The organism is Solibacillus sp. FSL K6-1554 (genome assembly GCF_038005185.1).
In the GTDB taxonomy this organism is placed as follows: domain Bacteria; phylum Bacillota; class Bacilli; order Bacillales_A; family Planococcaceae; genus Solibacillus; species Solibacillus silvestris.
Window position 1 is genome coordinate 72,651 of sequence record NZ_JBBOSS010000001.1, and the last position, 21,580, is coordinate 94,230.

A 21,580-nucleotide genomic window follows, 5' to 3' on the forward strand; every position below is an offset into this window, starting at 1 on the left:
ATGCAAAGGAATTTATTTATTACGTTTGAAGGCGGGGAAGGTGCCGGTAAAACAAGTGTACTAAAGGCAATTGGGGAGCGTTTAAAAGAAGAGCGTATTGAGGCTTTACTAACACGTGAACCAGGCGGGATTGAAATCGCCGAGAAAATTCGGACGATTATTTTAGACCCGGCACATACGGAAATGCATGAGCGGACAGAGGCATTATTATATGCTGCAGCACGTGCACAGCATTTCTATGAAAAAATTGTGCCTGCATTGGAAGAAGGAAAGCATGTATTATGCGATCGGTTTATTGACTCCTCATTGGCATATCAGGGCTATGCACGGGAAATCGGAGTCGATGATGTACTTTCTATTAATGAATTTGCGATAGGAAAGCGTCTGCCGGATGTAACTATTTTCTTTAATATTGCACCGGAAAGAGGGTTAGCGCGTATTCATGCGACACGTAGTGATGAAATTAACCGATTAGACGCTGAAGGTTTGGCATTCCATCAAAAAGTATATGAAGGGTACGAGGAAGCAATAAGACGTTACCCGGAGCGCTTTAAAATGGTGAATGCAGACCAGGCTCTTGAACAGGTGATTGAAGAAGTGTGGGGGATTTTAAATCCGTTATTAGGGTAAAAGTAAATGAAGTGTACCTTTTATTTTTATTCAGCGGGTTTCTAGAACACCCGCTGAATAAAAATAAGCCTATGGCAGATGTCACAGATTTTTTAATAGAAATTTTTTGAGTAAACTCAAAAAAAATCTGGACACAATTACACCGAGGCGTAATTGATGATATAATAGAGGAACCAATTCAATGAAGGGGTGAGTACGGATGAAGTTAGTAGTAGCAGTAGTGCAAGATCAAGATAGCAACCGCTTATCGAATGCATTAACGAAAAACAACTATCGTGCGACAAAATTAGCGAGTACAGGTGGATTTTTACGATCGGGAAACACGACATTTTTAATAGGTACAGATGATTCTTTAATTCCAAGGTTATTAGAGATTATTCGTGAAAACTGTCGATCACGCGAGCAAATGGTTGCTCCTGTATCGCCAATGGGAGGGAACGCAGATTCTTATATCCCGTACCCTGTAGAAGTTGAAGTTGGAGGAGCGATTGTATTTGTATTACCAATCGAACAATTCCACCATTTTTAATTTCTTTCAAAAGACTGAAGGAAATTAAAGCCCCAATCGGTAATGTTAAATTCACGCAGCCATCATTATTGCGCGCATAAAACCGAGTTCGATAGTAAGTATAGTGGGGCGTTATTTTTTTGGAGGCGAATGGTAAATGAAGATTAATCAAGATCTCCGAACAAATTTGAATGCGAATCGCAATGATTTGCGTCCGGCAAATCAAAACGGGAATCGCTTTGGTGACATGATTGTAAAGCAAGAGTCGAAAATGCAGTCAGAGCAACTCACGAGATTAATGGGTGATATTTCTACAGCGGGTGACCGAGTAGCACGATCACGGAATTTACGTGAATTAGCTCGTTTTAAAATGCTTGTGAAACGTTTTTTACAGGAAGCAGTAGATTATGGGCTTGAGATGAAGCAATCACATACATGGAACCGTTTTGGAGAAGGGCGCCGCTTAAAAATTGTCGAAACAATTGATGAGCGTCTTGTCGAATTGGCAGAAGATATTCTAAATGAAGAAAAAGAGTCTATTGAGTTATTGGCGAAAATTGGCGAGATTAAGGGACTTTTAATAAATCTGTATATGTGAAAAATGCCCGTGTCTTTGTTGTGCACTAGACACGGGCATTTTTCCAAGCAGAATATATATTGTTTGAATTGTACATAGGGCATTCAAATAAATAGAAGCAGGAAATGAAAAAGGTGAGGGAATTGACACGAACTATTGAAGAGCTTACGAAGCTGCAACCTGTAGTGATGAAGCAACTACAAACAATTGTAGATAAAGATCGTTTAGCACATGCCTATATATTCGAAGGTGAAAAAGGTACGGGTAAACGAGATGTCGTCTCTTTTTTTATGAAACTTCTTCTTTGCGGAAATTTGTCAGAAAATGTTCCATGTGAAACATGTCGAAATTGCAGACGAGTTGATTCGGGAAATCACCCGAATATTTGGCAAGTAGAGCCTGATGGACAATTTATTAAAATTGATCAAATAAGAGATTTAGTTGCGGAAATGAAGATGACAGGTGTAGAGAAGGGCAAGAAAATTTATGTGCTTCATCATGCAGATAAATTAAATATTGCTTCTGCTAATATGCTCTTAAAGTTTTTAGAAGAACCTGACGGACAAGTCGTGGCGATTTTATTAACCGAGCAAATTCAATCTATTATTCCGACGATCCGTTCTCGTTGTCAGCATATTAAATTTGCAAAAGCACCCCGTATTACTATGATGGAGCAACTGGTAGAACAGGGAATTACAAATTCAATGGCATCGACAACAAGCATGGTGACAAATGATCTCGAAACAGCTATTGCACTTGCAAATGATGAGCAATTTGTACTTGCACGAAAAACAGTGTTAAAATTAGTAGAGATTGTTCATCAAAATGTTCATGAAGCACTATTATATGTTCATGAAGAATGGCTCCCGCTCTTCAAAGAAAAAGAAGATATGGAGCTAGCACTGGATTTGTTGCTATTTGCATACCGTGATATAGTAGCGATTAAAGCAAACCAGCAAGCAAAGTGCACGTATCCCGATATGTATCAACGATTTAATGAACTGGCACTCGTATTGACATATGAGAAACTGTCACGCCAAATGCAATCTATTTTGCAGGCCCGCACGAATTTAAATCGTAATATGAATCGTACGTTATTGATGGAACAGCTTATGCTGAATCTTCAGGAGGGGTATACATTTGTATAATGTAGTCGGAGTTCGCTTTAAAAAAGCGGGTAAAATATATTATTTTGATCCAGCCGCTTATATTTTGGAAGTTGGCGAATATGTAATCGTAGAAACAGCCCGGGGAATTGAATATGGCAAAGTAGTTGTGCCGATGCGGCAAGTCGGGGAGAATGACGTTGTTTTACCATTAAAACAAGTAGTTCGACCAGCCGATGAACGTGATCGTTTCCAGGTAGAAGAAAATACTATTGAGTCAAAACGTGCCTTTGAATTAGCGAATACGAAAATTGTTGAGCATTCGTTGGATATGAAGCTCGTTGACGTTGAATATACATTTGATCGCAATAAAATTATTTTTTATTTTACAGCAGAAGGGCGTGTAGATTTCCGGGAATTAGTAAAAGATTTAGCTAGCGTTTTCCGTACACGAATAGAGCTACGTCAAATTGGTGTTCGTGATGAAGCGAAACTGCTTGGAGGAATTGGTCCATGTGGAAGAATGCTTTGCTGTTCGACATTTTTAGGTGATTTTGAGCCTGTGTCGATTAAAATGGCAAAGGATCAGAATTTATCGCTGAATCCGACAAAAATATCCGGGTTATGCGGGCGTTTAATGTGTTGTCTAAAATACGAAAATGATGATTATGAGATTGCAAAAGAAGGTATGCCAGACATCGGTGATTTATCAATGACACCAGAAGGCGAAGGCAAAGTCGTCGGATTAAATGTATTAGAGCGACTCATTCAAGTATATTTGACGAAGCAGGAGCGTATGGTTGAATATACGCTTGAAGAGCTTATGCAATATGAGAAAAATCTGATATAGATAGAAATTAATGGGGTGGCTTGAGTGAAGGACCGTAATTTTTTGGATACTGTTATGGAGTTCGAACAACAGCTTGAATCAATGCAACAGCAATTTAGCGCACTTAAGCAATTTGTTGCGCATATGATGGAGGAGCACCAGACGCTTCAAACAGAAAACCTTCACCTACGTACGCGCTTAGAAGAACTATTAGCGAATGAAGCAACTGCAATTAAACGAGTAGAAGAGCTGAAAAAAGAACCAGTAGATATTGGTGAAGGGTACGATAATTTAGCAAGGCTTTATAATGAAGGCTTCCATGTATGCCATGTGCATTTTGGAAGCTCACGTAAAGGTGAAGATTGTTTGTTCTGTCTATCATTTTTAAATAAACAAAATGGTTAAAAACAAAAGGCTGAATCTGCTAAAGTAGATATCAGTCTTTTGTTTAGAAAAGACTGATTATAATAGCAGTTAAGTGGAGGATTTAATAGTGGAGCAATGGTTGAAGGATGATGAGCGATTAGATTATTTACTGGCGGAGGATTTACGAATCATTCAAAGCCCGTCCGTCTTTTCGTTTTCATTGGATGCAGTATTATTGGCGCGATTTGTACAAGTTCCGAAAAATAAAGGACATATTATTGATTTATGTTCAGGCAATGGGGTAATCCCATTATTTTTGAGTGCGCGGACAAATGCAAAAATTACAGGTGTTGAATTACAGCCGCGGTTGCATGATATGGCAACACGCAGTATCGAATACAATAACTTGGCACAACAGATCGACATGCAGCTTGGTGATGTGAAAGATGCACCAGGAAAACTTGGTATTGAAAAATATGATGTTGTGACATGTAATCCTCCTTATTTTTTGGCACATGAGTTGAGCGAAAAAAATACGAGTGAGCATTATGCAATCGCAAGACATGAGCTGTACTTAACGCTGGATGAAGCAGTCGAAGCAACAAGTCGTCTATTAAAACAAGGCGGAAAGGCGGCCTTTGTGCACAGACCAGGCAGGCTTTTGGACATTGTAAGTGCGATGCGCGCAAATCGGCTGGAGCCAAAGCGGATTCAGTTTGTTTATCCAAAACGGGGGAAAGAAGCGAATACATTACTGATTGAAGCAATTAAAGACGGCAAGCCGGATTTAAAAGTATTGCCACCATTATACGTATATGAGGATAATAATGAATATACGCCAGAAGTGAGGGCGCTTTTATATGGAGAAGGAAACTAAACATTACTTTTATGTGGTAGAGTGTAGTGATGCAACACTGTATGCAGGCTATACGAATAATTTAGAAAAGAGAATTGCGGCACATAATGCAGGTAAAGGGGCAAAGTATACACGGGCACGCGGTCCGGTAACGTGTATTTATTTTGAAACATTTGAAACAAAACAGCAGGCAATGTCTGCTGAATATGCATTTAAACAATTAAAGCGTCCCCAAAAAATAAAGTATATAAGGAGTGCTACAGATGAACTCACAAAAAAGTAGCCAGCACGAACAAGGGAGCTGTCTTTACTTAGTAGCGACACCAATTGGCAATTTAGAAGACATGACGATGCGTGCACTGCGTATTTTAAAAGAGGTCGATATTATTGCTGCAGAAGATACACGCAATACGAAAAAGCTATGTAATTATTTTGATATTCAAACACCGCTCATTAGTTATCATGAACATAATATTGAAGTAGGCGGCGAGAAACTGCTTGGCTATTTACAAGAGGGAAAATCCATCGCATTAGTAAGTGATGCAGGTTTGCCTTGTATATCGGATCCAGGTGCAGATATTGTCGTAAAAGCAATTGCTGAAGGATTTGCTGTCGTACCGATTCCTGGAGCAAATGCAGCGTTAACTGCTTTAATTGCATCCGGTCTTTCTCCGCAGCCATTCTATTTCTTCGGCTTTTTAAAACGAAACAAAAAAGAACGCAGAGAACAGCTGGAAAAATTGTCAAAGAGAGAAGAGACGCTGATTTTTTATGAAGCACCACATCGTTTAAAGGAAACATTAAAAGACTTACAGCTCGTATTAGGTGACCGTAAAATTACATTGGCTCGCGAATTAACAAAGAAATTTGAAGAGTTTTTGCGAGGCACAATAGAAGAAGCGATCATTTGGGCAAGTGAAAATGAAATTCGCGGTGAATTTTGCATCGTACTGGAAGGCAATACTTCCGGTGAAGTCGAAGCAGAAGAAGAGGCTTATTGGACGACAATGTCATTGGATGAGCATGTTACTTATATAATAGAAGAAACTCAATTATCTTCAAAAGAAGCTATAAAAGAAGTAGCCAAATTACGAAACTTACCAAAACGTGACGTTTACCAGGCATATCACCAATAAAAAAGCGTTGAAAAGTCGACATACTTTTCAACGCTTTTTATATTTGGTAAAATAATACTTTACATTACATAAAGTGGAACTTCAAATTGCGGGGTTTTCGCCATGCTTAAGTCCAGAGGCGGGATTCTTGCCTCTGCCGCTATGCAATCGATGCAGATAACCTACTGCCCGTTAATACGGGATAAATTAGTAAACCCTATCCACTTTATTTGTGTAAATAAGTATATTATTTTTTTAAGTTTTCTTGAATTTCTTTCATTAATGCTTCTGCACCTTCAGAAGACAAGATTAATTTACCGCCTACTAAACGCATGTTTTCATCAGAAACTTCACCAGTTACTGCACATGTCATGTTAGGCATGTATTTTTTTAAGATGATTTTGTCGTCATCCACATAAATTTCTAAAGCATCTTTTTCAGCAATACCTAATGTACGGCGTAATTCGATCGGAATTACTACACGTCCTAATTCGTCTACTTTACGTACGATACCTGTTGATTTCATATTAATACTTCCTCCTATATAATAAAAGTTATTTAAATTCGTCAAAATTCGACATTCATCTTGATCTAGTTAAAATCATAACAATTAATACCATAAACGTCAATAAATTAGTATTCATATTTTCGTCATTTAAGAAACTTTTTTGTCATATTTGTACTTTTTAAGGAAATTATAAAAAAAACTTATCATTTAATATTTAGAATAGTCGGAAAGATTTAACCAATTACCAACATTTAGTTATCGATTTTTCGACAAAACTGAATTCCAATAAACTTTCATTGAAACAATTTTCGTACTTCGTTAGAATAAGGATTATACTTTAACAAACAAATGGAGGCACTTTCGTGAGTGAACAACAAACATTCTATATAACAACCCCTATTTATTACCCGAGTGGAAAATTCCATATCGGTACTGCATATACGACGGTTGCATCTGATGCAATAGCGCGGTATAAGCGTTTAAAAGGCTTTGATGTCCGCTTTTTAACAGGCATGGATGAACACGGACAAAAAATTCAGGAAAAAGCACAAGAAGCCAATATGCATCCACAAGATTATGTAAATGAAATTGCAGAAGGTGCTAAAAAATTATGGAATACTATGGATATTTCCTATAATGACTTTATTCAAACCACTGAAACGCGTCATACAGATTCTGTAGAGAAAATTTTCCAGAAATTTTTAGACAATGGTGACATTTACAAAGGCGAATATGAAGGACTATATTGTGTACCTTGTGAGTCTTATTATACTGAGACACAATTAGTCGATGGAAAGTGCCCGGATTGTGGACGTGATGTGCAAAAGGTTAAAGAAGAGTCATACTTCTTTAATATGAAGAAATACGCAGATCGCCTGCTTGCTTATTATGAAAATAATCCAGAGTTTATCGAGCCGGAATCTCGCAAAAATGAAATGATCAATAACTTCATTAAACCGGGGCTGGAAGATTTGTCTGTATCCCGTACATCATTTGACTGGGGAATTAAAGTACCTGGAAATCCGAAGCATGTAATTTACGTATGGGTTGATGCATTATCGAACTATATTACTTCTTTAGGATATGGTTCTGACAATGAAGAGCTGTTCAATAAATATTGGCCGGCAGATGTCCATGTAGTAGGGAAGGATATTGTCCGTTTCCATACAATTTATTGGCCGATTTTCTTAATGGCATTGGATTTACCATTACCAAAGAAAATTTTTGCACACGGTTTCATCATGATGAAAGATGGAAAAATGTCGAAATCTAAAGGAAATGTTGTGTATCCGGAAATGTTAATTGAGCGATACGGTTTAGATGCGACACGTTACTTCTTGTTACGTGAGCTGCCGTTTGGTCAAGATGGCGTATTTTCACCTGAATCATTCGTTGAGCGTACAAACTTCGATTTAGCGAACGATTTAGGAAACCTTTTAAACAGAACAGTTTCCATGATGAACAAGTATTTTGATGGGGTAATTCCTACTGAAAATTTGGAAGCTACACAATTTGATGAAGCATTAAAAGAACATGCTGAAAGTGTACGTATTAGATATGAAGAAAGTATGGATAAAATGCAGTTTAGTGTCGTACTTTCTGAATTATGGTCTTTAGTTTCACGCACTAATAAGTATATTGATGAAACATCTCCATGGGTATTGGCAAAAGACGAAGCCGATCATAACAAGCTTGCTGCTGTTATGAATAATTTGGCAGAGAGCTTACGCCATATCGCAGTGATGATTCAGCCATTCATGACTAATGCGCCAAAACAAATTATTGAACAATTAGGTCTTGATGAGAAATCATTACAATGGGACACGATTGAAACATTCGGGAATGTTATTCCGAAAAACATAAAAGTTGCAGAAAAAGGTACTCCAATCTTCCCGCGTCTTGATGCGGAAGTGGAAGTAGCTTACATTCGTGAACAAATGCAAAGTTCTGTAAAAACACCGCAGGAAGAGGAAACTACAACTGTTGAAGCACCTGAAACAGAAGAAATTACAATTGATGATTTCATGAATGTAGATTTACGTGTTGCAACTGTAATGGCATGTGAACCAGTAGCAAAAGCAAAGAAATTATTAAAGCTGCAGGTTGATTTAGGTTATGAACAACGTCAAGTAGTATCAGGTATTGCCGAGCATTATAAACCGGAAGAGCTTATCGGTAAAAAAGTAATAGTCGTTGCCAATTTAAAACCTGTTACATTACGCGGCGAATTATCTCAAGGGATGATTTTAGCAGGTTCACATGATGGAGTTTTAACGTTGGCCACTGTTGATCCAAAATTAGCAAACGGTGCACAAGTGAAGTAATTTGAAAAGAGTCTGTTGGACCAGAAAAGTTCAGCAGACTTTTTCATTATTTTGTAAATAAAAGTAAAATAAAGCTATTCTAGTATAACTTATAAATGGTTGAAAAAGGATGATAAGTGGTTTTATGGTACCTCGTTACTAACTTTATAACAAGTACACAATAATAAATGAATATTTTGTAACCTACATGTAATAATACTGAAAACTAAGAAATATGATCTATGAGTACAATACACGATAGGAGAAATGAAGATGAGCACATTTATAGATACACATGTCCATTTAAACGCAGATCAATATGATGAAGATTTACAGGAAGTAATTGACCGTGCTATTGCTGCCAATGTAGAAAAGATGGTTGTAATCGGCTTTGATAAAAAAACGATAGAGCGTGCGATGCAGCTAATAGAGGATTACGATTTTATTTATGCAGTAATTGGTTGGCACCCGGTAGATGCGGTTGATTGCACAGATGACTATTTAAACTGGATTGAACAATTAGCAAAGCACCCGAAAGTTGTCGGAATAGGTGAGACAGGACTGGATTATTACTGGGATAAGTCTCCGAAAGATGTTCAGCAGTATTGGTTCCGTAAGCAGATTCATTTAGCAAAAAAACTCGAATTACCAATTATAATTCATAATCGTGATGCGACAGGGGATGTCGTACGGATTTTAAAAGAAGAAAATGCAGCTGCTGTTGGCGGAATTATGCATTGTTTCGGCGGTAGTGTTGAAACAGCTCATGAATGCATAAACATGAACTTCATGATAAGTCTTGGAGGACCGGTGACATTTAAAAATGCACGTCAGCCAAAAGAAGTCGCGGCAGAAATTCCGCTTGAGCATTTGCTGATTGAAACAGATGCGCCATATTTAGCACCGCATCCATTTCGAGGGAAACGGAATGAACCGGCATTCGTTACTTTGGTGGCAGAGGAGATTGCTCGCCTAAAGGAATTACCTGTGGAAGAAGTTGCCTATAAAACGACGGAAAATGCAAAACGCTTTTTTAAAATTTGATGATGAAACTATTAAAATAACCGTTGAAATAGATTCGGGATTTTTTCGTTAGGATAGTTTTTTAAAGTGTAAAAACTTTACCATGATAAGTCGCCTCCAATACTAGTTGCAGTACGAGTTCAAGCAAAATGCCCAATTTTTGATAAATTCTTTTTTATTGACAGTAAGAAAACTAGTACGTATAATCCAACTTTGTATTAAGGAGGCGTTATTTTCATGTCAAATCAATCCATGAAAAGCCAGTTCTTAGAATCATTGAGGAGTAAGCAAACAGGGGTCCGAATTTTTTCTGTAGTCCTGTTTGTATCTGTAATTGCATTTGTTCTATACCACGGAACTAAGACTCCCGTTATGTTGACAGCAGACGGGGAGACCACAAAAATTTATACACACGCAACTACGGTTGATGAGCTTCTGACAGCTCAAAATATAGATTATACAAAATACGATAAAGTATCCCCCTCACTGAGTACCAGTATTGATAGTGGAATGTCAATAGAATGGGAACAGGCAAAAGAAGTAGTAATTTCAGTTGATGGAAATCAGTCTAAAGTTTGGACAACTGAAAATGTAGTGAAGAACATTTTGGAAGAAGCAAATATTGAAGTAACAGAGCATGATCTTGTATCACAAAGCTTAGATACAGAAGTAGGAGCCGATAACAAAATCGATATTCAAAAAGCGTTTCAGTTAACGCTTGTCGATGGCAAAAAAGAGAGACAAGTATGGTCCACTTCGACTACGGTCGCTAACTTTTTAAAACAACAAGAGGTTCAATTAGGTGAATCGGATCGTGTCGACAAAGGTTTGGAGGAAGTTATCACTCCAAATGATAAAATCGCAGTTGTTCGCGTAGAAAAGGTTACCGATGTAGTGGAAGAATCAGTAGATTTCGCAATTGAAAAGAAAAATGATTCTTCTTTATTAAAGGGCAAAGAAAAGGTTGTTTCAGAAGGTAAAAAAGGTAAGGTAGAGCGTACATACTCTATCGTAAAAGAGAACGGAAAAGTTGTCTCGAAAAAACTTGCTTCTGAAAAAGTCATTAAAAAACCGAAAACAAAAGTTGTATCTGTAGGGACAAAAGTTGTTACTGCCAATGTTTCCCGTTCTACTGAACCGAGTTCTGGGAAAGAGTTTTATGTAACTGCAACAGCATATACACCAAATTGTGCAGGCTGCTCGGGTATTTCAGCAGCAGGTCTTAACCTGCGCGCAAATCCGGATATGAAAGTCATTGCAGTTGACCCTAACGTTATTCCATTAGGAACAAAAGTATGGGTTGAAGGCTACGGGAATGCTGTAGCTGCTGACACAGGCGGTGCTATAAAAGGTAATAAAATCGATGTTTTAGTACCAACAACGTCCAAGGCAAAAAGCTGGGGACGTAAAAAAGTGCGTATTAAAGTACTGAAATAAAATTTACCTTTATTCAGCAAATTGTTTTTGTGCCGAAGGAGTAGCGGCAGGTACAAAAAAAGCATTCACCTCTGTAGGTGGGTGAAGAGTGCCTTTGTTCGTTTCAACTTCAGCGTAATTGATTATTTAGTTGTTTTATATAAGATCAACAATCCAAAATGTATAATGGCTTTCTCGCTTTTTGACTGATGGCGAGGGAGCTTTTTTCATTGAAGTTAGCACAGCGGAAACAAAGTGCAATCTATGGTAAAATAGCGAAAGACTATGTTGGAAATGAGGAACGTTTCTTGGATATACAAGAGATTATTGTTGTTGAAGGAAAAGACGATACAACAGCGATTAAGCGTGCAACAGGAGCAGATACTATTGAAACAAACGGCTCTGCCATTTCAGACGAAGTACTGCGCCGTATCGCACATGCCCAGAAAAAAAGAGGCGTCATTGTATTCACTGACCCTGATTACCCAGGCCGCCGTATTCGTGCGATTATAGAAGAACGGATACCAGGTGTGAAGCATGCGTTTTTAGCAAAGGCGAAAACAATCGCCAAAAACGGTAAAGGTTTAGGGATTGAACACGCAAACGATGAGGATATCCGTGAAGCATTAAGCAATGTTTATACATTGGCGGATTCACAAATTGAAGAAAAAATTACACTGGAAGATTTAATGACAGCCAAACTGATAGGACACCCGCAATCGAAAAAACGTCGTGACCAGTTAGGTGAAATTTTAAATATTGGCATGACAAATGGTAAACAGCTTCATAAACGGTTGATGATGTTTCAAATTACAATCGAGCAGTTTGCAGAGGCAATTTCGCAATTAGATCAGGAGGATACGCATGCATAAAGACATTGCTACACCGGTACGTACAAAAGAAATTTTAGAAAAATACGGATTTTCATTTAAAAAGAGCTTAGGGCAAAACTTTTTAATCGACCCGAATATTTTACGTAATATCGTCAGCCACGCCAATTTGACGGAAAACAGCGGAGCAATTGAAGTTGGACCTGGGATTGGTGCATTGACAGAGCATTTAGCCCGCGAGGCAAAAAAAGTCGTATCGTTTGAAATTGATCAAAGGCTTTTACCTGTACTCGAGGATACATTAAGCCCTTATGACAATGTAAAGATAGTCCACTCGGATATTTTAAAAGCGGATGTTGCGCAAGTAATTGAAGAAGAAATGCCAGGTATTGAAGATATTATGGTTGTAGCTAACTTACCTTATTACGTAACAACGCCAATCTTAATGAAGCTTTTAAATGATCGTTTACCGATTCGCGGTTTTGTCGTTATGATGCAGAAGGAAGTAGCGGATCGTATTACGGCAAAACCGGGTACGAAGGCATATGGCTCCTTATCAATTGCTATTCAGTATTACGTAACAGCGGAAATCGCAATGGTTGTACCGAAAACGGTATTTATGCCACAGCCAAATGTAGATTCAGCAGTAATCCGTTTGATCAAACATGAAAACCCGCCGGTGAAAGTAATTGACGAGGACTTTTTATTTGAAGTATCCCGTGCTTCTTTTGCGCAACGACGTAAAACAATTTTAAACAATTTACAAAACGGACTTGTAAACGGAAAGCAAAACAAAGAGCTGATCCTTAAAGCATTAGAAGAAGCCGGAATTGAGCCCTCACGCCGCGGCGAAACATTGTCAATTCAAGAATTTGGGAAATTAGCGGACTGCTTATATCCACACTTTTGTGTACGACAATAAAGTGAATTTCCATTAAAAAATTTTAAGAAATCTTAAGAAAAAAGTTGACGACTTTGTATTGCGGTGATAAAATATTATATTTTATTGACATTTTAACTACATCATGGTATACTGTTTTATAGTGAGGTGTATGCAAAAATGCCAAAAACGTTAGCAGACATTAAAAAATCATTGGATAGTCATTTGGGTAAACGTTTGCAATTAAAAGCAAATGGTGGTCGCAAGAAAACAATTGAATGCGAAGGCGTCTTAAGTGACACTTACCATGCAGTGTTCGTCATTGAACTAAAGCAGGAAGATAATGCGTGTAAACGCGTATCTTACAGTTACACAGATATACTTACTGAAGCAGTAGAGATTACTTTTTTAGATGATGCTGTAGCTACCATCAAATAGTTTTTCTAGTACTTATTTTAATATTTTTAAAAAAAGCGCTCATTTAAAGTGAGTGTTTTTTTCTTTTTTGCACATGCTAAAAGCGTCAACAAAAAGGAGGTTTTTTGCATGGCAAGACAAAAAATCATGTCGAGTCGTCTAAAGGAAGAGATTGCAAAAGAACTTGGATTTTACGACGTTGTTCAACGTGAGGGTTGGGGCGGTATTAAAGCCCGTGATGCAGGAAACATGGTAAGACGTGCGGTTGAAATGGCTCAGGAAAACTTAGCTAAACAATCGCAGAATAACCAAAAATAAGTTGACACAAAGATGGCACCATCGTAGGTTCTCGCTTACGGTGGTGTTATTTTGCTTGCAGGTAAAGCGATTTACTCAGCTTACTTAAAATGTCTAACTACTGGATTGTGCAGCATGCATATTTTAACAATAAATTGCAAAGAAAAGTGAATGTTTTCGTGCATAATACAACGCTTTCATATGGTAAAATAGGGGCAATAGAATTTTAATCGCGTATTACATATTATGCGTGCCTTATACAGTAGGAGGAATTTTCAATGTTATACGTAAAAGCACCCGCAAAAATTAACTTAACACTCGATGTGCTTTATAAACGTCCAGATCAATATCATGAAGTCGAAATGATTATGACAACGGTCGACTTAGCCGATCGAATTGGACTAGAATCACGAGCAGATGGCCAAATTAAAATTGTTTCGACAGATAATTTTGTTCCGGATGATCAGCGGAATTTTGCTTACCAGGCAGCAGAGCTTTTAAAAAATACATACGGTATTAAAGAAGGCGTAACTATTTCAATTGAGAAGCAAATTCCTATAGCGGCGGGTCTAGCGGGTGGAAGCAGCGATGCAGCGGCTACATTGCGCGGTTTAAATGAGCTTTGGAATCTAAATTTAACATTGGACGAGCTGGCGGAACATGGAGCGAAAATTGGTTCTGATGTATCTTTCTGCGTTTATGGCGGTACAGCATTGGCTACTGGGCGCGGAGAAAAGATTAAAGAACTATCGGCACCTCCAACTTGTTGGGTTGTTTTGGCCAAGCCGAAAATTGGCGTATCGACAGCTGATGTATACGGTGGGCTGAATATTGAAGGGTTACAACATCCAAACACGAGTGAAATGATAAAGGCGATTGAAACAGAAGATTATGAGCTAATGTGCAATTCACTTGGAAATGTTTTGGAAACTGTAACATTTAATCTTCATCCGGAAGTTATTACAATTAAAGAGCAAATGCAACGTTTTGGTGCTGACGCAGTACTTATGAGCGGCAGTGGTCCGACAGTATTTGGGCTGGTGGAAAATGAAGCACGTGTCAGCAGAATCTACAATGGATTACGTGGTTTTTGTGAGGAAGTTTATGTAGTACGTATGTTGGGGGAACGAAATCCACTTGCATAAATACGTATAATTATGGTAATTTGACTATTAAATATTCGTATTTTAATAATTAATGTTTAGGAGAGGGTCGCATGAAATGGAAGCGCAGTGAACGCCTTGTGGATATGACTTATTATCTACTTGAGCATCCACATCAGTTGATCCCGCTAACTTATTTTTCTGAGCTTTACAGTTCTGCAAAATCTTCAATTAGTGAAGATTTAACAATTGTAAAGGAAACATTCGAAGAAAAAGGAATTGGGCTTTTAATTACCGTACCTGGGGCAGCAGGCGGTGTTAAATATATCCCTAAAATGGCGGAACAAGAAGTTCGTGATATAATTGGGGAATTTATGGGAGAACTTAGTCAATCCGATCGACTGTTACCTGGTGGCTATTTGTTTATGACGGATCTTTTAGGAAATCCGGAATTAATGAACCGTGTAGGTAAAGTATTTGCAAGCGTGTTCGCGGATCGGCAGATTGATGTCATTATGACTGTTGCAACAAAAGGGATTTCAATTGCACATGCGATTGCAAGACATTTGAATGTTCCGGTTGTAGTTGTGCGTCGTGACAGTAAAGTGACTGAAGGTTCAACGGTGAGTATTAATTATGTATCAGGATCTTCTCGTCGTATTCAAACGATGGTTTTATCAAAACGTAGTATGAAAAGTGGCCAGCGTGTATTAATTACCGACGATTTCATGAAAGTCGGAGGCACAATGAATGGTATGAAGAACTTATTGGAAGAATTCGAATGTGAATTGGCAGGTATCGCTGTATTAGTAGAAGCACAGCATGCTGATGTAACATTAGTAGATGATTACTATTCTTTAGTAAAACTACAAGAAGTAAATGAGAAAGATCGCACAATTGCATTAAGTGAAGGTAATTTTTTTTCAAAAGGAGAGAAATTAAAATGAAAACTGTTTCAACAACAAATGCACCAGCAGCAATCGGTCCATATGCACAAGGTATTGTAGTAAATAATATGTTTTATTCTTCAGGCCAAATTCCACTTACAGCTTCAGGGGAACTTGTAGAAGGCGATATTGAAGTACAGACTCACCAAGTTTTCGAAAACTTAAAGGCAGTTTTAGCAGCAGCCGGTTCTTCTTTAAGCCAAGTTGTTAAAACAACAGTATTTATGAAAGATATGAATGATTTCGCTATAATGAATGAAGTGTATGCAAGTCATTTTGGTGAGCACAAGCCAGCTCGTTCAGCAGTGGAAGTTGCTCGTTTACCAAAAGATGTAAAAGTTGAAATTGAAGTCATTGCATTAGTGAAATAATATTTTATTAGGAATAATTATTTTGATTTATATTAGTTATAGCTTAAATCCACGGCTTTCGGACTTTAGAAAAGGCGTGGATTTTTTTTATTAAAAAAATATTTTGACTCTATTTACAGCAATTATTAAGAAAATTCTCATAAATAAGTAGAATATTTAGTTTATTTTAATAATTATAAAAATTGTAGATAGAAAAAAATTACATTATATTGTATTCTATTGATAAATGATGAATTTTTAGAAATTTAATGGATGATAGAAGGAATCTATACTTTCATCCCGAATACTAAAAATAACACATCAAACTACAGGGGGTATAAATAATGGAAGTAACTGACGTAAGATTACGACGTGTTCAAACAGAAGGGCGTATGCGTGCGATTGCCTCAATTACGCTAGATGATGAATTTGTTATCCATGATATTCGTGTAATTGATGGAAATACTGGTTTATTTGTAGCAATGCCTAGCAAAAGAACACCAGATGGCGAATTCCGCGATATTGCGCATCCGATTAATTCAAATACGCGCAACAAAATTCAGGAAATCGTTTTGGAAGCTTTCCATGCATCTGCTGAGGAAAATACAGAGGAAACTTTGGAATTAGAAGAAGTGAATGTTTAATATAAATTAGGGTCACTCATATGAGGAGGCTCTTTTTTTTATGAATTTTTTTATAGGCAGAAATGTTCTATAACAGAAAAGGAAAAATGAGAATATGGTCGGAAAAATACTGATTAATTACTTTTTATCGTTAAAATTTGCTGAATTAGTACACAAAAGAAAATGTGTCAAACTATTATAGATATTTTAAATTCAAAGATTTGTCAAGTCTGAATACCTTGAAAAGATTATGAAATTGCTTTATAGTCATAAGAGAAAATGAGCTAAATTGGAGGACTTGTAATATGACGAATATTTTTGCGGTCGTGTTAGCGGCTGGTCAAGGTACACGAATGAAGTCCAAATTATATAAAGTGCTCCACCCAGTATGCGGAAAGCCAATGGTGGAACATGTAATTGATCATATCAGTTCATTAAATGTTGAACGTGTCGTAACTGTTGTAGGACATGGTGCAGAGCTGGTAAAAGAAACACTTGGAAATAAGAGTGAATATGTTTTACAAGAAGAGCAATTAGGCACAGCGCATGCGGTTCAACAGGCAGAGCCGATTTTAAGCGGACTTAGCGGAACTACGCTTGTCGTATGTGGAGATACCCCTTTAATTCGCCCTGAAACAATGCAGGCACTGCTGGATCAGCATGCTTCTCAAAATGCAAAAGCAACTATTTTGACAGCGGTTACAGATGATCCGACAGGCTATGGTCGTATTTTACGTGACGAACATGGTCAAGTTTCGCAAATTGTTGAACAAAAAGATGCAACATCTGAACAACAGCTTGTGAAAGAGATTAATACAGGAACATACTGCTTCGATAATGAAGCACTGTTTGAGGCACTTAAGCTCGTTAAAAATGAAAATGCACAAGGTGAATTCTATTTGCCGGATGTTATTGAAATTTTACAGAAGCAAGGTGAAACAGTTGCAGCCTATGTAACAGAAAACTTTGATGAAACGCTTGGTGTCAATGATCGCTTTGCTCTATCTCAAGCAGAGGAACTAATGCGTGCACGTATTAACGAACGTCATATGCGTAATGGTGTAACGATTATTAATCCGATTTCTACACATATTAGTGCAGACGCAGTAATCGGCAGTGATACGGTTATTTTACCTGGAGTGATTATTGAAGGTAAAACGGTTATTGGCGAAGATTGTAAAATTGGTCCGAATAGTCATATTGTGGACAGTCAAATTGGCAATGCAACTACGATTCATAGTTCAGTCGTGCTAAACAGCCAAGTGGGCAATGAAACAGCAGTAGGTCCGTTTGCACATTTACGTCCGGAATCTTCATTAGGAAACCATGTAAAAATCGGTAATTTCGTTGAAGTGAAGAAGAGTACATTAGGTGATGATACGAAAGTTTCTCATTTAAGCTATATTGGCGATGCAGAAGTCGGCAAGAACGTAAATATTGGCTGCGGTTCAATCACTGTTAACTATGACGGTAAAAACAAATATAAAACAACTATTGAAGACGATGTATTCATTGGGTGTAATTCAAATTTAGTTGCACCGGTAACATTGAAAAAAGGTTCCTTTATTGCAGCAGGATCGACAATTACTAAAGAAGTTCCTGAAGATGCATTGGCGATTGCGCGTGCTCGCCAGGAAAACAAATTAGGCTATGTGAGTAAATTAAATTCAAAATAAAATTAACTAAAATACAGGAGGCCATCATGCCGTATCAATACGCTGACTCAAAATTAAAAATCTTCTCATTAAATTCTAACAATCCACTTGCCAAAGAGATTGCTGATGAAATGGGTTTAGAACTAGGGAAATCATCCGTTAAACACTTCAGTGATGGAGAAGTCCAAATTAGCATTGAAGAAAGTATTCGAGGAATGGATGTATTTATCGTTCAATCTACTTCTGCGCCTGTTAATGAGCATTTAATGGAACTTTTAATTATGATTGATGCTGTTAAACGTGCATCTGCTCGTACAGTAAACGTTGTTATGCCTTACTATGGCTATGCACGTCAAGACCGTAAAGCAAAAGCGCGTGAACCAATCACTGCTAAATTAGTAGCAAACTTACTTGAAACTGCCGGTGCAACTCGTGTAATCGTATTAGATCTACATGCACCTCAAATCCAAGGTTTCTTTGATATTTTAATCGACCATTTAGTGGCTGTACCACTACTTGCTGAACATTTCGGGACAAAAGGATTCAATGAAGAGGAACTAGTTATTGTTTCTCCAGACCATGGTGGTGTAACTCGTGCGCGTAAATTAGCAGAGCGCTTAAAAGCTCCGATTGCTATTATTGATAAGCGTCGTCCAAAACCAAACGTGGCAGAAGTAATGAACATTGTTGGTAATGTAGATGGCAAAATCTGTATCCTAATTGATGATATCATCGATACGGCAGGTACGATTACGATTGGTGCAGAGGCATTAATTAAGAGCGGTGCTAAAGAAGTTTACGCATGTTGTTCACACCCTGTATTATCAGGTCCAGCAATTGAGCGTATTGAAAATTCTCCAATTAAGGAATTAGTTGTAACAAACACTATTCAATTGTCTGAAGAAAAACTTTCTCCAAAAATTCAGCAATTATCAGTTGCGAAATTAATGGCAGATGCAATCTCTCGTATTTATGAAAATAAATCTGTTAGTACATTATTCGACTAATCCATTGCAAAACAAGAAGCAAACAGCATTTTCCTCAATAGAGGAAGATGCTGTTTTTTTATACCCTCACTCATGAAATCTCTACGGCTGTCGCAACTAAATTTTCATTCTTCGTATTTCTATATGCGAATATTTGCAAAAAATCTGACAATTTTTATGTTTAGTGTGGACAAAGGTAGGGTAAATGTATCTTTGTATAACTATTTAAGGGGGACGATGGAATATGACTACAGTATTACAAGCAACAAAGCGAGAAACTGGGAAACGTTCGATACTATCCCAACTTAGAAACGAAGGCCAGCTGGCAGGTGTGCTGTATGGCTATGAAACAGAAACAACACCAATATCGTTGGATTATAGAGATACCGCTAAAGCAGTTCAAACATATGGTACAACTAGCGTGTTTAAAATTGAAGTAGGCGGGAAAAGAGTAAATGCAGTACTTACTGATATCCAACGTGATGCACTAAAAGGACATGTGAAGCACGTTGACTTCCTTGCTATCAATATGAAAGAAGAACTTGAAGTGGATGTTCCAATTGCATTTATCGGGACTTCAGTTGGTGTAAAAGAAGGTGGAGTAATTACTCAACCTAACCATACATTGAAGATTAAAGTGAATCCAAGTAAAATTCCAGACACAATTGAAATCGATGTATCCGATTTAGCAGTTGGTGAATCGTTATCTGTGGGTAATGTTCGCGATCAATTTACAGCGTTTACGATTGTAGATAATGACGACTATACATTAGCAACGGTAACACCGCCAGCAGCACCAGTTGAAGATGTCGATGCAAATGCAGAAAATGTAACAGCCGATGATCTTGATGCAACGGGAGAAAAATTATCGCCTGAAAAACCAGGTAGAGAAGATTAAGAAATTGGACGGACCGCCCTATTTATTAGGGCGGTTTTTTAGTGTAAAAAAATACTTCGACATCCGAAAGGAAATCAGTATAATAATATGGAGATGAGTAAATATTAAGAAAAATTAGAGGTCTTTATGAGAACACATAATGAAAAAATGAGTATTTACCACGGGATGGCATCTGCTGTTGCACAAAATACATCAAACAGCTACATTCCGATTTTTGCGATGACGATTCTTGGTGCAACAAATTATCAGGTAGGGTTGATCAGTTCTTTGCCACCGTTAATTACATTGCTAATGACATTACCGGCTGCTATTTTACTAAATCGTGCATTCGAACAAAAAAGGCTCGTTGCTTTTTCCGTTTTGGCAGCACGCTTTGTTTTCCTACTAATTGCCTTTATTAGTTATGTACCAGGAAGTTTTGGTTCTTGGTTGCTGCTGGCTCTGATCGCTGCAATGAGTGTGCCGAATACGATGGCGAACATGGGCTGGCAATCTTTTATCGGTAATATTATTGAGGAAACACGTCGAGCCCAATTTTTTAGTGACCGTAATCGCTTGCTGACAGTGGTAGGCTTATTCGTTACATTAACGATTGGTATTGTCATGAAAGATATAACCGCCAATCGGATAGCTTATCAAGTACTATTCATGTTTACTTTTGTCGTCGGGGTTGTTGAGCTGTATTTTCTGTTAAAGCATGATGAACCGGTACGTGAACGGAATGTAGAAAATAAACGTGCAATGGATTGGTCAATTTTTAAAAACAATAAATATGTCCTGTTTTTAATAGTTGCACTTGTTTTTAACTTTGGCTGGCAAATGGCATGGGGGATTTTTAATATTTATAATGTCCGGTATGCAGAAGCGACGATCTTTTGGATTAGTATGTTCAATGTGGCAAATATGATTGCTCAAATTTTATCATTTTCGTTTTGGCGTAAATGGTCGCAAAAATATGGCAATATGAGTGTATTTGTCTGGGTTGCCTTTGGGATGTCAACAGCACCATTACTGATGGTTTTATCGACGAATCTTTATTATTTAGTCGCGATGTCCTTTATTTCAGGGTTGTTTGTTTCAGGGACGGTTTTAATATTATTTAATTTATTGCTTGAAAATTCACCGCAGGAAGTGCGCACGTATTGTATTACGACTTATAATGTGCTGCTTGCAGTCATTGCTTTTTCTTCTCCGCAAATAGGAATATGGCTGCTCGAAACTTACTCGATGGAAACAGCGATGTATTTATCGACAGCAGTTCGATTTTCTGCTGCAGTAGGCTTTTTAGTACTTTATATTGTAAGGAAAATGCGCGAGAAATCATTGGCGTCATACTAGTGGACGATACATACTTTTC

At 37.6% G+C, this 21,580-nt stretch carries 25 protein-coding genes; 24 read left to right on the top strand and 1 reads right to left on the bottom strand.

Annotation, left to right across the window (positions count from 1 at the left end; genetic code table 11):
• From tmk to rsmI, 9 genes are all read left to right on the top strand, one after another.
• Entirely contained in the window at positions 1-630 is a 630-nt protein-coding gene (gene tmk / locus MHB58_RS00315) for a dTMP kinase (RefSeq protein ID WP_014822310.1), read from the top strand.
• Between the two features lie 199 nt (positions 631-829).
• Positions 830-1,159: a cyclic-di-AMP receptor gene (locus MHB58_RS00320; protein WP_008408314.1), complete on the top strand. Its 330-nt coding sequence runs from the start codon at positions 830-832 to the stop codon at positions 1,157-1,159.
• Positions 1,160-1,295: 136 nt separating this feature from the next.
• Positions 1,296-1,736, top strand: a complete 441-nt coding sequence (locus MHB58_RS00325) for a YaaR family protein (RefSeq protein WP_008408313.1) — start codon at positions 1,296-1,298, stop codon at positions 1,734-1,736.
• Between the two features lie 104 nt (positions 1,737-1,840).
• Complete coding sequence (gene holB / locus MHB58_RS00330; RefSeq protein WP_014822309.1) at positions 1,841-2,863, top strand: DNA polymerase III subunit delta'; 1,023 nt, start codon at positions 1,841-1,843, stop codon at positions 2,861-2,863.
• The gene (locus tag MHB58_RS00335) at positions 2,856-3,671 is read left to right on the top strand and encodes a PSP1 domain-containing protein (protein WP_008408311.1); all 816 of its coding nucleotides are present in this window, start codon (positions 2,856-2,858) and stop codon (positions 3,669-3,671) included. Before holB ends, MHB58_RS00335 begins: the two co-directional genes overlap by 8 nt.
• 24 nt (positions 3,672-3,695) lie before the next feature.
• A complete protein-coding gene (gene yabA / locus MHB58_RS00340) occupies positions 3,696-4,055 on the top strand; it encodes a DNA replication initiation control protein YabA (protein WP_008408310.1) in 360 nt (119 codons plus the stop codon).
• Between the two features lie 88 nt (positions 4,056-4,143).
• Positions 4,144-4,893 carry a tRNA1(Val) (adenine(37)-N6)-methyltransferase gene (locus MHB58_RS00345; protein ID WP_014822308.1) on the top strand — a complete coding sequence of 250 codons (750 nt, stop codon included), beginning with the start codon at positions 4,144-4,146 and terminating at the stop codon, positions 4,891-4,893.
• Positions 4,877-5,155: a GIY-YIG nuclease family protein gene (locus tag MHB58_RS00350; RefSeq protein WP_014822307.1), complete on the top strand. Its 279-nt coding sequence runs from the start codon at positions 4,877-4,879 to the stop codon at positions 5,153-5,155. Before MHB58_RS00345 ends, MHB58_RS00350 begins: the two co-directional genes overlap by 17 nt.
• On the top strand, positions 5,136-6,008 hold the full coding sequence (gene rsmI, locus MHB58_RS00355; protein WP_014822306.1) for a 16S rRNA (cytidine(1402)-2'-O)-methyltransferase: 873 nt from the start codon (positions 5,136-5,138) through the stop codon (positions 6,006-6,008). The genes MHB58_RS00350 and rsmI overlap by 20 nt, the downstream gene beginning before the upstream one ends.
• A gap of 226 nt (positions 6,009-6,234) precedes the next feature.
• Here rsmI and MHB58_RS00360 read toward each other — a convergent pair whose 3' ends face one another.
• On the bottom strand, positions 6,235-6,513 hold the full coding sequence (locus tag MHB58_RS00360; protein WP_008408305.1) for an AbrB/MazE/SpoVT family DNA-binding domain-containing protein: 279 nt from the start codon (positions 6,511-6,513) through the stop codon (positions 6,235-6,237).
• Positions 6,514-6,857: 344 nt separating this feature from the next.
• Here MHB58_RS00360 and metG point away from each other — a divergent pair, with 344 nt between their 5' ends.
• The 15 genes from metG (at position 6,858) to MHB58_RS00435 (ending at position 21,561) form a co-directional block, all read left to right on the top strand.
• Positions 6,858-8,819, top strand: a complete 1,962-nt coding sequence (gene metG, locus MHB58_RS00365) for a methionine--tRNA ligase (RefSeq protein ID WP_014822305.1) — start codon at positions 6,858-6,860, stop codon at positions 8,817-8,819.
• Positions 8,820-9,071: 252 nt separating this feature from the next.
• Positions 9,072-9,842, top strand: coding sequence for a TatD family hydrolase (locus MHB58_RS00370; protein ID WP_008408303.1), 771 nt, complete (start codon positions 9,072-9,074; stop codon positions 9,840-9,842).
• Between the two features lie 216 nt (positions 9,843-10,058).
• Positions 10,059-11,258: a G5 and 3D domain-containing protein gene (locus tag MHB58_RS00375; RefSeq protein ID WP_014822304.1), complete on the top strand. Its 1,200-nt coding sequence runs from the start codon at positions 10,059-10,061 to the stop codon at positions 11,256-11,258.
• Between the two features lie 287 nt (positions 11,259-11,545).
• Positions 11,546-12,109 (top strand): ribonuclease M5, encoded by a 564-nt coding sequence (gene rnmV, locus MHB58_RS00380; protein WP_039967429.1) that lies wholly within the window; start codon positions 11,546-11,548, stop codon positions 12,107-12,109.
• On the top strand, positions 12,102-12,989 hold the full coding sequence (gene rsmA / locus MHB58_RS00385; RefSeq protein WP_340734493.1) for a 16S rRNA (adenine(1518)-N(6)/adenine(1519)-N(6))-dimethyltransferase RsmA: 888 nt from the start codon (positions 12,102-12,104) through the stop codon (positions 12,987-12,989). The genes rnmV and rsmA overlap by 8 nt, the downstream gene beginning before the upstream one ends.
• 138 nt (positions 12,990-13,127) lie before the next feature.
• Positions 13,128-13,385: a biofilm formation stimulator Veg gene (gene veg, locus MHB58_RS00390; RefSeq protein ID WP_008408296.1), complete on the top strand. Its 258-nt coding sequence runs from the start codon at positions 13,128-13,130 to the stop codon at positions 13,383-13,385.
• Between the two features lie 108 nt (positions 13,386-13,493).
• A complete protein-coding gene (locus tag MHB58_RS00395) occupies positions 13,494-13,682 on the top strand; it encodes a small, acid-soluble spore protein, alpha/beta type (RefSeq protein WP_008408295.1) in 189 nt (62 codons plus the stop codon).
• A 257-nt stretch (positions 13,683-13,939) separates the two neighbouring features.
• On the top strand, positions 13,940-14,806 hold the full coding sequence (gene ispE, locus MHB58_RS00400) for a 4-(cytidine 5'-diphospho)-2-C-methyl-D-erythritol kinase (RefSeq protein ID WP_008408294.1): 867 nt from the start codon (positions 13,940-13,942) through the stop codon (positions 14,804-14,806).
• Between the two features lie 71 nt (positions 14,807-14,877).
• Positions 14,878-15,711, top strand: a complete 834-nt coding sequence (purR, locus tag MHB58_RS00405) for a pur operon repressor (RefSeq protein WP_014822300.1) — start codon at positions 14,878-14,880, stop codon at positions 15,709-15,711.
• Positions 15,708-16,082 carry a RidA family protein gene (locus MHB58_RS00410; protein WP_008408291.1) on the top strand — a complete coding sequence of 125 codons (375 nt, stop codon included), beginning with the start codon at positions 15,708-15,710 and terminating at the stop codon, positions 16,080-16,082. The genes purR and MHB58_RS00410 overlap by 4 nt, the downstream gene beginning before the upstream one ends.
• Before the next feature lie 323 nt (positions 16,083-16,405).
• On the top strand, positions 16,406-16,705 hold the full coding sequence (gene spoVG, locus MHB58_RS00415) for a septation regulator SpoVG (RefSeq protein ID WP_008408289.1): 300 nt from the start codon (positions 16,406-16,408) through the stop codon (positions 16,703-16,705).
• A 284-nt stretch (positions 16,706-16,989) separates the two neighbouring features.
• Complete coding sequence (glmU, locus tag MHB58_RS00420; protein WP_014822299.1) at positions 16,990-18,360, top strand: bifunctional UDP-N-acetylglucosamine diphosphorylase/glucosamine-1-phosphate N-acetyltransferase GlmU; 1,371 nt, start codon at positions 16,990-16,992, stop codon at positions 18,358-18,360.
• A gap of 26 nt (positions 18,361-18,386) precedes the next feature.
• Positions 18,387-19,346 carry a ribose-phosphate diphosphokinase gene (locus MHB58_RS00425; RefSeq protein ID WP_008408287.1) on the top strand — a complete coding sequence of 320 codons (960 nt, stop codon included), beginning with the start codon at positions 18,387-18,389 and terminating at the stop codon, positions 19,344-19,346.
• A 223-nt stretch (positions 19,347-19,569) separates the two neighbouring features.
• Positions 19,570-20,223, top strand: a complete 654-nt coding sequence (locus MHB58_RS00430) for a 50S ribosomal protein L25/general stress protein Ctc (RefSeq protein ID WP_008408286.1) — start codon at positions 19,570-19,572, stop codon at positions 20,221-20,223.
• Between the two features lie 126 nt (positions 20,224-20,349).
• Entirely contained in the window at positions 20,350-21,561 is a 1,212-nt protein-coding gene (locus MHB58_RS00435; protein ID WP_340734494.1) for an MFS transporter, read from the top strand.
• Positions 21,562-21,580 lie beyond the last annotated feature (19 nt).